The organism is Exiguobacterium alkaliphilum, from assembly GCF_018138125.1.
GTDB classification, from domain to species: Bacteria; Bacillota; Bacilli; order Exiguobacteriales; family Exiguobacteriaceae; genus Exiguobacterium; species Exiguobacterium alkaliphilum.
In genome coordinates this window covers 458,791-470,000 of record NZ_CP073101.1, presented here as the reverse complement: position 1 = coordinate 470,000, position 11,210 = coordinate 458,791, and the positions used below count along the sequence as shown (strand labels likewise).

Here is an 11,210-nt window from a genome sequence, read left to right as displayed (position 1 = left end):
CGTAACCAAAGACGTATTCTTTCTCGCCTGTCACCTTGCTCTCGAAGTAAGCCATGTTCTCGATGATGCCGAGTACTTTATGGTTCGTCTTAATCGCCATCGCACCGGCACGGGCCGCGACGAACGCTGCCGTGGCGTGAGGCGTCGTCACGATCAACTCCTGACAAGCTGGGAGCATCGAGTGGATGTCGAGCGCGACGTCACCCGTTCCTGGCGGCAAATCGAGGAGCAGGTAATCGAGATCACCCCACTCGACGTCATTGAAGAAGTTATTGAGCATCTTCCCGAGCATTGGCCCCCGCCAAATGACCGGCGCATTGTCCTCGACGAAGAAGCCCATCGAGATGACTTTGACACCGAACCGCTCGACCGGGATAATCTTCTCTCCGCGCACGACCGGACGTTCTTCAATCCCGAGCATGTCCGGCACACTGAAACCGTAAATGTCCGCATCAATCAATCCGACTTTTTTACCGGCACGCGCGAGTGCGACAGCCAAGTTGACGGATACGGTCGATTTACCAACGCCACCTTTACCTGAGGCGATGGCGATAAACGTCGTTCCTGAGTTTTCACGCAAGATAGCCGGTTTCGTCGCTTCTTTCAAACTCTCGTCGTTGAGCGCTTCGAAGCGAAGGCCGACCGTCTTGAAGCCTTTGCCTTTTAAGAGCGTCACAATCTCTTGTTGCAGTTGTAACTGTTCCCCGCTCCCGGTCTGACCGAGCGCCACTTTCACGCTCACATAATCTTCTTTGATGCGGACATCTTTCACACCAGCTGTATCACCAAGCGTACGGTTAATCGTCGGATCGACTAACCCCGCCAATTCTTCACGAACTTGTTCGACTGTAAGCATGTCATTTCCCCCTAATTTCTGTCTCGCTAACAGTATATCAAAAAAAGCGTTTTCTTGATGAAACAGAAATCGGTAAATTGCATACAAAAAAACTCTCCACCCAGAAAGGGGGAGAGTAAAAGACCAACTTGCCCGAAGATTAACGCTTCGAGAACTGTGGTGCGCGACGTGCTGCTTTAAGACCGTATTTTTTACGCTCTTTCATACGTGCGTCACGAGTCAAGAAGCCTTTTTCTTTGAGGCCTGGACGGAATTCTGGGTCCGCTTGAAGAAGCGCACGTGATACGCCGTGGCGAATCGCTCCAGCTTGTCCAGTGTATCCACCACCGTTAACGTTAACGATTACATCGTATTTACCTTCTGTTTCAGTCAATACGAGTGGTGATTTAGCCATCATGATCAAAGTCTCATGACCGAAGTATTCTGAGATATCACGGCCATTTACAACAACTTTACCGTCACCTGCAACGAGGTGAACGCGAGCCACCGAGTGTTTGCGGCGGCCTGTTCCGTAGTAACGTACATCTGCCATCGTTTAGTTCCTCCCTGTGTCCCGATTAACCGCGAAGTTCGTAAACTTCTGGTTTTTGTGCTTCGTGCTTGTGCTCAGCTCCAGCGTAAACGTGGAGTTTGTTGAATGATTGACGACCGAGTGATCCTTTTGGAAGCATCCCTTTGATCGCGAGTTCAAGCATACGCTCTGGGCGTTTTGCAAGAAGCTCTTTTGCAGTTTGTGATTTCAAACCGCCTGGATGACCTGAATGACGGTAGTAGATCTTGTCATTCAACTTGTTACCAGTTAAGTGAATTTTCTCAGCGTTGATGATGATGACGTGGTCTCCGCAATCAACGTGTGGTGTGAAAGTCGGCTTGTGCTTACCGCGAAGAAGTGATGCTACTTCACTAGTCAAACGACCAAGTGTTTTGCCTTCTGCGTCGATAAGGAGCCATTTGCGTTCTACTTCAGATGCTTTTGCCATGAATGTCGTGCGCATGTGGAATACCTCCTAAAATGTCTGTTCGCTTAATTTTTTTACTGCTTGGGTGATGCTTTATCATAATCCTAGTTTACGGGGCTAAGATTGTGGTTCATCTCTCAATATGAAAATGAAATGCCAATGAATATAATACGATTTTATAAGGGGAATGTCAATCTACTTTTTCATAATTCACATTCCAAAAATAAAGGCCGTGCGGCGGTGCCGTAATTCCAGCAACCCGACGGTCTTTTTCCGCCAACATTCGCTCGATGTCCCGAGGCTCATACTTCCCGCGGCCGACGTCAAGCACGGTGCCGACCATGATGCGGACTTGATTGTATAGGAACCCCGACCCGACGAACCGGAAGTACATCTCTTCCCCGGTTTCGACGAGCTCTGCCTCATAGATGGTCCGGACACGATCCTCGACTTCCGCCTTCGTCACGGAGAACGACGTGAAGTCATGCGTCCCGACCAAATGAGCGAGTGCTTGTCGCATCCGCTCGACGTCAAGCGGATATGTCACCGTCACGGCATGGTGCCGACGAAACGGATCCACGTCCTGGCGGATGACGTACCGATACTCCTTCCGCTTCGCCCCGTAACGGGCGTGAAATGACGTTTCGGTCTCTTCCGCCGAACAAGCATGGATGTCGTCCGGTAGCATCGCGTTCAACGCTTTGACGAACCGGTCCGCCGGCATTTGTAAATGCGTGTCAAAATGGATCACTTGTCCTTTAGCGTGAACACGCGCGTCGGTGCGGCCTGAGGCGACGACTTTAACGCGTTGCCCATGCATCCGCGCTAATACGGCCTCGACCTCGGCTTGAATCGTGTTCCCGTTCGGTTGCACTTGATAGCCCGCATAGTTCGTCCCATCATATGCGAGCGTCAATTTAATCCGTCTCATCCAATCCCTCGCAATCCTAGTAAGATGAGTGTCAACACGACGAACGCAACGAGTAATCCTGTATCACGGCGATGCCACGTCATCTCACGCCATCTCGTCCGTCCTTCCCCCCCACGGTACCCGCGAGCCTCCATCGCCGTAGCGAGGTCCTCAGCCCGTTTAAACGCCGAAACGAATAACGGAATCATAAGTGGGACGACCGCCTTTAACCGATCTTTAACGGGGCCGCTCTTCAAATCGACCCCTCGTGCTTGCTGGGCTTTCATGATGCGATCGGTCTCGTCGGCGAGCGTCGGCAAGAAACGAAGCGAGATGGATAACATGAGGGCAATCTCATGGGCTGGCACTTTGAACCGTTCGAGCGGACGGAGTCCGGCCTCGATTGAGTCGGTCAGTTCCATCGGTGTCGTCGTGAGCGTCACGAGCGTCGTCAGCATGACGAGATAGAAAAAACGGAGCGAGACGATCATCCCCATCCGAATCCCTTCCGAGTAAATCGCAAACGGCCCGATCGAAAGGAGCAACTGCCCGTCCCGATTGAAGAACAGTTGCAAGAACAGCGTGAAGATAATCAAGAACAGGATCATCCGTAAACCGTTCCACAGAAAACGCCACGACAGTTGGGACAGTTTGACGGCGAATAACGTGAACGCCAGCAAAAACATGTTCGTCCATAAATTATCCGCCAAGAAGACGATCGGGATAAAGAGTAGGACGAATAACGTCTTCGCTCGGGCGTCGAGCGAATGAAGCCACGAGTGCCCCGGGATATATTGTCCGATAATCAATTAGTCCCCCTCCTTCCGAAGGTTCATCGCAATCCAGTCAGCGAGTTCCGTCTCGGTGCGAAGCGCAGGAGGAATCGGTCCGAACGTCGACTCGAACGCTTGGGCCATCCGGAGCACGTTCGGAACGTCGAGTTGTAACGACGTGACGAGCGCTTCATCACGGAATAAGTCGAACGGATCCCCGTCGAAGGCGACAGCGCCGCGTTCCATCACGACGACACGCTCGGCATACGTCAAGACATCGTCCATGTCGTGCGACACGAGGATGAGTGTCAAATCCAGTTCATGTTTTAAGCGTTTGAACAAACTGAGCATGTCGCGGCGCCCGAGCGGATCGAGTCCTGCTGTCGGCTCATCGACGACGAGGACGTCTGGACGGCTTGCAAGCACGCCTGCAATCGCCACACGACGCATCTGACCCCCAGACAAGTCAAATGGTGAACGGGTCCACAGCGACTCGTCTAGCCCGACGAGACGTAAGGCGGTATGGGCCCGTTCTTTCGCTTCGGCCTCGGTCGCGCCGAAGTTGCGCGGACCAAACATGACGTCGCGTTCGACCGTCTCTTCGAACAGCTGATGTTCGGGATATTGGAAGACGAGCCCAACGCGGCGCCGAAGCGGTAGTAAGCTTTCTTTTTTGTCACGACGTTTCGTGATGGCCCGGACTTCGATGTCATCGACGACGACACGCCCTTTCGTCGGGCGCAACAATCCGTTCAAATGTTGGACGAGTGTCGACTTCCCTGAGCCGGTATGGCCAAGAAACGCAACAAGCGCTCCCGACGGAATGGATACATTCACATCGCGCAGCGCGGTTCGTTCAAACGGAGTATTCAATTGGTACAAATAGGTCACTTCTTCAATGCTAATCGGCATAGATGATTCACCAACTCCGAATGTTGTAGCATCAGACGATCGAGTGGAATGCCGCGTTCCTTCAGTTCGAGTTGCATCCTGACAATGAACGGCACATCCAGTTGAATGGCACGTAATGCGTCCGGACGTTGAAACACGTCTTCAGGAGTGCCTGTCATGGCAATTTCGCCTTTTGACAGGGCAATGATACGGTCAGCAAACAACACTTCGTCGAGCTCGTGGGTAATGGCGACAACGGTCATCCCTTCCGAGACGAGCTGTCGTACCGTTTGTAACACCTCTTTGCGCCCAATCGGGTCGAGCATCGAGGTCGCTTCATCGAGCACGAGGACATGCGGGCGCATTGCGAGAGCCGAAGCAATCGCAACACGCTGCTTTTGTCCACCGGATAACTGATGCGGTTCACGGTCCGCTAGTTCCGATAATCCAACGCGCGCTAGACTGTCATCAATTCGACGAACCATTTCTTGACGTGGAAGTCCCATGTTTTCGAGAGAGAATGCCACATCATCGCGCACGGTCGCCCCGACAAACTGGTTGTCAGGATTTTGGAAGACGACACCGACCCGTTTCCGGACGTCCCACACGTCTGTGGCGTCCGTCGGATCGAGTGACTCTACCCGGACCTCTCCTTCTTGGGGAAGCAAAAGCCCGTTCCACAATTTCGTTAAAGTCGACTTGCCAGAACCGTTATGGCCGACGATGGCGAGCCATTCCCCTTTGTATACATCGAGCGACAACCCGTTAAGGGCAGGCTCGGTTTGTCCCGGGTAACGAAACACGATATCGCGTACCATAATTTGAGGTTCCATGGGCCGACTCCTTTCGATGTGGAAACAGGGCAATACGTCACCGCATGCCCTGTTGACTGCCTAATGAATTAGACGAGTTCGATGATTACAACTTCTGCACCGTCACCGCGGCGTGGGCCGACTTTCATGATGCGCGTGTATCCACCTTGACGTTCAGCGTAGCGTGGTGCCACGTCTTCGAACAATTTTTGGATTGCGTCTTTTTCTCCAGCGTTCTCTTTGCGAACGAATGAAGCAACTTGACGACGGGCATGAAGATCGCCACGTTTCCCAAGAGTGATCAATTTTTCAACGACTGGGCGAAGTTCTTTCGCTTTTTGTTCAGTTGTTTGAATGCGCTCGTTGATAATAAGGTCAGTTGCAAGATCACGCAAAAGTGCCTTACGTTGTGAGCTTGTACGGCCAAGTTTCGAATAAGCCATTACATTTCCCTCCTTCGGTTGAACTTAGTCTTCTTTACGCAAGCCCAAACCGAGCTCGTCCAACTTGAGTTGAACTTCTTCGAGTGATTTACGTCCGAGGTTACGGACTTTCATCATCTCTTCCTCTGATTTGTTTGCGAGTTCTTGAACAGTGTTGATGCCGGCGCGCTTCAAGCAGTTGTACGAACGAACTGAAAGATCGAGTTCTTCAATCGTCATTTCGAGTACTTTTTCTTTTTGGTCTTCTTCTTTCTCGACCATGATTTCTGCATTGAGAGCTTCGTCCGTCAAGCCAACAAAGATGTTCAAGTGTTCTGTCAAAATTTTCGCCCCGAGCGATACCGCTTCTTCCGGACGGATTGAACCATCTGTCCACACGTCTAATAGAAGCTTATCGAAGCTAGCGTCTTGACCGACACGTGTTTTATCTACTTCGTAGTTTACACGTTGAATCGGTGTGTAGATCGAATCGATTGGAATGACACCAATCGGCATATCATCACGTTTGTTGTCTTCTGCCTGGACGTAACCACGACCACGGCGAGCAGTCAAACGCATGCGAAGCGTCGCGTTGTCAGCGAGAGTCGCGATGTGGAGCTCAGGATTCAAGATTTCAACGTCGCTATCATGGGTAATGTCTGCCGCAGTGACAGCACCGGCACTTGAAACGTTAATCTCAAGCGTCTTCTCTTCGTCCGAGTACACTTTGAGCGCTAACTTCTTCAGGTTTAATACGATTTGTGTGACGTCTTCGACGACACCGTCAATCGTAGAGAACTCGTGAAGCACGCCATCGATTTGAACTGCCGTTACCGCTGCACCAGGAAGCGATGACAATAAAATTCGACGTAGTGAGTTACCAAGAGTCGTGCCATATCCACGTTCAAGCGGTTCGACTACGAATTTACCAAACGTAGCATCCTCGCTGATTTCGACCGTTTCGATCTTTGGTTTTTCAATCTCGATCATCTGAACCCCTCCTTGAGTGTATCCTGCCATGCAGTTTGCACTGCATTGTATATGCTGTCCGTGCTAGGAATGCCCATCACACGCTCAAGCGATTATACGCGGCGACGTTTCGGAGGGCGGCAACCGTTGTGCGGAACTGGTGTTACGTCACGGATTGCAGTTACTTCAAGACCAGTAGCTTGGAGGGCACGGATAGCCGCTTCACGTCCAGCACCAGGACCTTTAACGTTAACTTCTACTGTACGCATACCGTTGTCCATTGCAACTTTCGCTGCAGTTTCAGCAGCCAATTGTGCTGCGAACGGAGTCGATTTACGTGATCCTTTAAATCCAAGGTTACCAGAAGTAGCCCATGAGATCGCGTTACCTTGCGTATCAGTGATTGTGATGATTGTGTTGTTGAATGTAGAACGGATGTGGACCACACCAGATTCAACATGTTTTTTAACTTTACGTTTAGAACGTACGTTTTGCTTACGTTTCGCCATTGTTCAATTCCCTCCTTTACTTCTTCTTGTTCGCTACTGTACGGCGTGGGCCTTTACGAGTACGCGAGTTGTTCTTCGTGTTTTGACCGCGAACAGGGAGACTACGACGGTGACGAACACCGCGATATGCGCCGATTTCGATCAAACGCTTAATGTTGAGTGAAACTTCACGACGAAGGTCACCTTCAACTTTGATTCCGTCAATTGCTTCACGGATGCGGTTGATTTCGTCCTCTGTCAAATCACGTGTGCGTGAATCTTCAGATACGTTTGCAGCCTTCAAAATTTCTTGTGCTCTTGTTTTACCAATACCAAAGATGTATGTGAGCGAAATAACGATACGTTTTTCGCGTGGAATATCTACACCAGCAATACGTGCCATGTGTGCACCTCCTCTTAGATTAACCTTGTTTTTGTTTGTGTTTCGGGTTTTCGCAAATTACCATTACTTTACCCTTACGACGAATAACTTTACATTTTTCGCAGATCGGTTTTACCGACGGTCTTACTTTCATGATTATACCCTCCTCCTGGAAAAATCGGAGTTACTTGTAACGGTACGTAATCCGCCCGCGAGTCAAGTCGTACGGAGACAACTCGACAGTTACGCGGTCACCTGGAAGGATTCGAATGTAGTGCATCCGAATTTTCCCTGAGACGTGCGCGAGCACCGTGTGGCCGTTTTCTAACTCCACTTTAAACATTGCGTTTGGAAGTGGTTCGACAACAGTGCCTTCCACTTCAATGACATCTTGTTTCGCCATCATTTATTCCCCTTTCTATATGAAGATATTTAGGAGCACAGACGATCTATCGCATTGTACTGTGAGAGAAGGATCCGTAACGGATCAGCACGAAGCAATAGAGCCTCATTCACCGGAATCGAGTTTCGTTAAAATCTCGTATCCATCGTCTGTGATGGCGATGGTGTGCTCAAAGTGGGCGCACATGCTACCGTCCACTGTCACAACTGTCCAGTTGTCAGCCAGTGTTCGAACATAGCGTTGACCAGCGTTCACCATCGGTTCGATAGCTAACGTCATTCCAGTCTTCAGGCGTGGCCCTTTCCCCGGTGGACCATAGTGTGGGATTTGCGGTTCTTCATGCAAATTTTGACCGACACCATGACCGACGTATTCGCGGACGACAGAAAAATCGTGTGCCTCGACATACGCTTGAATCGCATGCGAGATATCCGTTAATCGCTGTCCAGCCTTGGCGTGCTCCAATCCTTTATACAGACTTTCTTCGGTTACGTCAAGTAACCGCTGCGTCTCGTCCGAGATTGTTCCGACTGGATAAGTCCAGGCAGAGTCTCCATGGTATCCGTTGTAATGGGCACCGATGTCGATGGAGATGATATCTCCGTCGTTCAATACCCGTTCCCCCGGAATGCCATGAACAAGCTCTTCATTCACCGACGCACAAACGCTACCGGTAAACCCGTTGTAACCTTTGAACGAAGGTGTTGCACCTTGGCTGCGAATATAATCTTCCGCAATCCGGTCGAGCTCAAGCGTTGTAATTCCTGGTTTGATGTGCTGTTTAAGCACCTGGTGCGTTCGAGCAACAATTTGCCCAGCCTCACGCATAATCGCAATTTCACGAGGCGTCTTCGTGATGATCATTCAGTATCACCGAGTAACGCTTTGACATCGGCGTAAACGACATCGATTGGACGATCTCCATCCAATGTACGAAGATACCCTTTTTCAGCGTAAAAGTCAATGAGTGGTTTCGATTGCTCGACGTTGACGTCAAGGCGACGGCGAACCGTTTCCTCTTTATCGTCTTCACGTTGCATGAGAGCCGACCCATCCACATCACAAATCCCTTCCACTTTTGGTGGGTTGAAGATGACGTGATATGTCGCACCACACGTCGGGCAGATCCAACGACCTGTCAAACGCGGGACGAGAATTTCCGCATCCACATCGATGTTCACGACATGGTCAATCTGTTTTCCCAAATCTTTAAGCAAACTTTCGAGTGCCTCTGCTTGAGCAACAGTACGCGGGAATCCATCGAGTAGGAAGCCGTTCTTCGTGTCATCTTGACTTAAGCGCTCACGTACGATTCCGATTGTAACCTCATCCGGTACGAGTTCGCCTTTATCCATGAACGATTTTGCTTCTTTGCCGAGTGGCGTTCCGCCTTTGATTGCCGCACGAAACATGTCGCCTGTCGAAATGTGTGGGATTTGGTACTCTTCGACGATTTTCGCCGCTTGAGTCCCTTTCCCTGCACCCGGTAAGCCCATGAGTACTAGATTCATCTCAGTTAGCCTCCAGTTTTGTTTTTCACGAACTAGTCGTAACACGACAGGAAGGAAGGGTTTACCCTTCCTTCCGCTTTAACGGATAAAGCCTTTGTAGTGTCGTTTTACGAGTTGGCTTTCGATTTGTTTCATCGTCTCGAGGGCTACCCCGATGACGATCAACAAGCTCGTTCCTCCGATTTGCACCGAAGTTGGGAGACCGGCAAGCTTAATGAAGATTGTCGGCATGATCGCGACGACCGATAAGAAGATCGCCCCGAAGAACGTCAATCGATAAAGCAACTTCGTGATGTACTGTTCTGTTTGCGCCCCAGGACGAATCCCAGGGATATAACCACCTTGCTTCTGCAAGTTTTCTGCCATCTGTTCCGGGTTAACCTGAACGAATGTATAGAAGTAAGCGAACGCGATGATGAGCGCTACATAGATGGACATTCCAATCGGAGCTGTCGTATCGAAGTAGGTCTGCAACTTCTGCGTCGTTTCAGGAGAAGCAATGAAGCTTGCAACAGTTGGCGGTGTCACCATGAAGGAAATCGCGAAGATAACCGGGATAACACCAGCCGCGTTTAGCTTGATTGGCAAGTGCGTTGACTGACCGCCCACAGGGGTGCGGTTCGCCGTGCGCTTCGCATATTGAATCGGGATTTTGCGTGCCGCTTGTTGAACATAAATGATCCCAACCGTCACAGCCAAAATAACGAGTGCCAATACAACCAAGTAAACAATGTTAATGAATAACGCGTCTCCAGCATTTTGGAGCTTCGTCTCATAAATCTGCGTGAAGATTCTTGGGAACCCAGCGACGATACCAGCGAAGATGATGATGGAAATACCATTTCCAACACCTCTCTCCGTTGTCATCTCACCTAAGAACATCAAGAACGCTGTACCTGCAGTGAGTACAATCGCGATCACAAAGTAGGTAGCCGTTCCCCACGTCTCATTGACGAGACCTGGGTAGAGGCGGTTGAATCCAAACGACAACGATGTCGCTTGAATGAATCCTAAGATGATCGTCCCATAGCGCGTGACCGTCGCTAACTTCTTACGGCCCGCCTCTCCTTGTTTCGCCCATTCGGCAAACTTCGGAACGACGTCCATTTGTAAGAGTTGCACGACGATCGATGCCGTAATGTACGGCATGATCCCCATTGCGAACAGGGAGAAGTTCTGTAAAGCATTTCCTCCAAACAAGTTCAGGAAGTCGAGAAGACCACCTGAGTCAAAACGCAACACATCCGTATTCACCATCGGCACCGGGATATGGGCCCCGATGCGGAAAATGATGATGATTGCGAGTGTGAAGAGAATACGCTGTCGAATATCTTTCACGCGCCACATATTGGAGATCGTCTGAAACATCAGATCACCTCAACTGAACCGCCAGCTGCTTCGATCGCTTCTTTCGCTGCACCCGAGAATTTGTTGGCTTTTACAGTCAATTTCGTTTCAAGCTTGCCGTTAGCAAGTACTTTGATCCCGTCTTTAGCAGAGCTGACAACACCAGTCTCGATTAAGAGTTCTGGAGTTACTTCAGTACCTGCCTCGAAACGGTTAAGCGTGTCTAGGGATACAACTGCGTACTCTTTACGAGTCGGGTTGTTGAAACCGCGTTTTGGAAGACGACGGTAGAGTGGGTTTTGCCCACCTTCAAATCCTGGACGAACGCCACCGCCCGAACGAGCTTTTTGACCTTTGTGTCCACGGCCAGAAGTTTTACCGTTACCAGTCGCCATACCGCGACCGACACGGTTGCGTTCGTGACGTGAACCTGGAGTTGGCTTCAATTCATGGAGTTTCATAGTGGCACCTCCTTATTTAATAAGAT

Annotated in this window: 17 protein-coding genes (1 of these 17 running past the window's edge); all 17 read right to left on the bottom strand. The window is 50.3% G+C overall.

Annotated features, from left to right (window positions below):
• Nucleotides 1–856, bottom strand: the 5' portion of a protein-coding gene (locus KB235_RS02500; RefSeq protein ID WP_034807523.1) for an Mrp/NBP35 family ATP-binding protein. It extends 176 nt beyond the left edge of the window; the window shows 856 of its 1,032 coding nt (coding positions 1–856); its start codon is at nt 854–856; the stop codon falls past the left edge of the window.
• Nucleotides 857–995: 139 nt separating this feature from the next.
• The gene (gene rpsI, locus KB235_RS02495) at nt 996–1,388 is read right to left on the bottom strand and encodes a 30S ribosomal protein S9 (protein WP_034807525.1); all 393 of its coding nucleotides are present in this window, start codon (nt 1,386–1,388) and stop codon (nt 996–998) included.
• A 25-nt stretch (nt 1,389–1,413) separates the two neighbouring features.
• Nucleotides 1,414–1,851, bottom strand: coding sequence for a 50S ribosomal protein L13 (gene rplM / locus KB235_RS02490; RefSeq protein WP_024372202.1), 438 nt, complete (start codon nt 1,849–1,851; stop codon nt 1,414–1,416).
• 154 nt (nt 1,852–2,005) lie between these two features.
• Nucleotides 2,006–2,746, bottom strand: a complete 741-nt coding sequence (truA, locus tag KB235_RS02485; protein WP_211780277.1) for a tRNA pseudouridine(38-40) synthase TruA — start codon at nt 2,744–2,746, stop codon at nt 2,006–2,008.
• Entirely contained in the window at nt 2,743–3,534 is a 792-nt protein-coding gene (locus tag KB235_RS02480; RefSeq protein WP_211780276.1) for an energy-coupling factor transporter transmembrane component T family protein, read from the bottom strand. Before KB235_RS02480 ends, truA begins: the two co-directional genes overlap by 4 nt.
• Complete coding sequence (locus KB235_RS02475) at nt 3,535–4,410, bottom strand: energy-coupling factor transporter ATPase (RefSeq protein WP_211780275.1); 876 nt, start codon at nt 4,408–4,410, stop codon at nt 3,535–3,537.
• Nucleotides 4,386–5,222 (bottom strand): energy-coupling factor transporter ATPase, encoded by an 837-nt coding sequence (locus KB235_RS02470; RefSeq protein WP_034804059.1) that lies wholly within the window; start codon nt 5,220–5,222, stop codon nt 4,386–4,388. Before KB235_RS02470 ends, KB235_RS02475 begins: the two co-directional genes overlap by 25 nt.
• A gap of 68 nt (nt 5,223–5,290) precedes the next feature.
• On the bottom strand, nt 5,291–5,644 hold the full coding sequence (gene rplQ / locus KB235_RS02465; RefSeq protein ID WP_012727650.1) for a 50S ribosomal protein L17: 354 nt from the start codon (nt 5,642–5,644) through the stop codon (nt 5,291–5,293).
• Nucleotides 5,645–5,668: 24 nt separating this feature from the next.
• Nucleotides 5,669–6,613, bottom strand: coding sequence for a DNA-directed RNA polymerase subunit alpha (locus KB235_RS02460; protein ID WP_021066625.1), 945 nt, complete (start codon nt 6,611–6,613; stop codon nt 5,669–5,671).
• Nucleotides 6,614–6,705: 92 nt separating this feature from the next.
• On the bottom strand, nt 6,706–7,101 hold the full coding sequence (rpsK, locus tag KB235_RS02455; RefSeq protein WP_034804056.1) for a 30S ribosomal protein S11: 396 nt from the start codon (nt 7,099–7,101) through the stop codon (nt 6,706–6,708).
• A 16-nt stretch (nt 7,102–7,117) separates the two neighbouring features.
• The gene (gene rpsM / locus KB235_RS02450) at nt 7,118–7,483 is read right to left on the bottom strand and encodes a 30S ribosomal protein S13 (protein WP_024372197.1); all 366 of its coding nucleotides are present in this window, start codon (nt 7,481–7,483) and stop codon (nt 7,118–7,120) included.
• A gap of 19 nt (nt 7,484–7,502) precedes the next feature.
• Complete coding sequence (rpmJ, locus tag KB235_RS02445; protein ID WP_003156543.1) at nt 7,503–7,616, bottom strand: 50S ribosomal protein L36; 114 nt, start codon at nt 7,614–7,616, stop codon at nt 7,503–7,505.
• Nucleotides 7,617–7,646: 30 nt separating this feature from the next.
• Nucleotides 7,647–7,865: a translation initiation factor IF-1 gene (gene infA / locus KB235_RS02440; RefSeq protein ID WP_021066622.1), complete on the bottom strand. Its 219-nt coding sequence runs from the start codon at nt 7,863–7,865 to the stop codon at nt 7,647–7,649.
• 105 nt (nt 7,866–7,970) lie between these two features.
• Nucleotides 7,971–8,729, bottom strand: a complete 759-nt coding sequence (gene map / locus KB235_RS02435) for a type I methionyl aminopeptidase (protein WP_034804052.1) — start codon at nt 8,727–8,729, stop codon at nt 7,971–7,973.
• On the bottom strand, nt 8,726–9,376 hold the full coding sequence (locus KB235_RS02430) for an adenylate kinase (protein WP_034804049.1): 651 nt from the start codon (nt 9,374–9,376) through the stop codon (nt 8,726–8,728). Before KB235_RS02430 ends, map begins: the two co-directional genes overlap by 4 nt.
• Nucleotides 9,377–9,454: 78 nt before the next feature.
• Entirely contained in the window at nt 9,455–10,744 is a 1,290-nt protein-coding gene (gene secY / locus KB235_RS02425; RefSeq protein ID WP_211780274.1) for a preprotein translocase subunit SecY, read from the bottom strand.
• On the bottom strand, nt 10,744–11,184 hold the full coding sequence (gene rplO, locus KB235_RS02420) for a 50S ribosomal protein L15 (protein ID WP_021066618.1): 441 nt from the start codon (nt 11,182–11,184) through the stop codon (nt 10,744–10,746). The genes secY and rplO overlap by 1 nt, the downstream gene beginning before the upstream one ends.
• Nucleotides 11,185–11,210 lie beyond the last annotated feature (26 nt).

Coding starts and splice junctions, on each gene's coding strand:
- rpsI (WP_034807525.1), bottom strand. CDS start 1,388: ATGGCAGATGTACGTTACTACGGAACAGGCCGCCGCAAACACTCGGTG.
- rplM (WP_024372202.1), bottom strand. CDS start 1,851: ATGCGCACGACATTCATGGCAAAAGCATCTGAAGTAGAACGCAAATGG.
- truA (WP_211780277.1), bottom strand. CDS start 2,746: ATGAGACGGATTAAATTGACGCTCGCATATGATGGGACGAACTATGCG.
- KB235_RS02475 (WP_211780275.1), bottom strand. CDS start 4,410: ATGCCGATTAGCATTGAAGAAGTGACCTATTTGTACCAATTGAATACT.
- KB235_RS02470 (WP_034804059.1), bottom strand. CDS start 5,222: ATGGAACCTCAAATTATGGTACGCGATATCGTGTTTCGTTACCCGGGA.
- rplQ (WP_012727650.1), bottom strand. CDS start 5,644: ATGGCTTATTCGAAACTTGGCCGTACAAGCTCACAACGTAAGGCACTT.
- KB235_RS02460 (WP_021066625.1), bottom strand. CDS start 6,613: ATGATCGAGATTGAAAAACCAAAGATCGAAACGGTCGAAATCAGCGAG.
- rpsK (WP_034804056.1), bottom strand. CDS start 7,101: ATGGCGAAACGTAAGCAAAACGTACGTTCTAAACGTAAAGTTAAAAAA.
- rpsM (WP_024372197.1), bottom strand. CDS start 7,483: ATGGCACGTATTGCTGGTGTAGATATTCCACGCGAAAAACGTATCGTT.
- rpmJ (WP_003156543.1), bottom strand. CDS start 7,616: ATGAAAGTAAGACCGTCGGTAAAACCGATCTGCGAAAAATGTAAAGTT.
- infA (WP_021066622.1), bottom strand. CDS start 7,865: ATGGCGAAACAAGATGTCATTGAAGTGGAAGGCACTGTTGTCGAACCA.
- map (WP_034804052.1), bottom strand. CDS start 8,729: ATGATCATCACGAAGACGCCTCGTGAAATTGCGATTATGCGTGAGGCT.
- KB235_RS02430 (WP_034804049.1), bottom strand. CDS start 9,376: ATGAATCTAGTACTCATGGGCTTACCGGGTGCAGGGAAAGGGACTCAA.
- secY (WP_211780274.1), bottom strand. CDS start 10,744: ATGTTTCAGACGATCTCCAATATGTGGCGCGTGAAAGATATTCGACAG.
- rplO (WP_021066618.1), bottom strand. CDS start 11,184: ATGAAACTCCATGAATTGAAGCCAACTCCAGGTTCACGTCACGAACGC.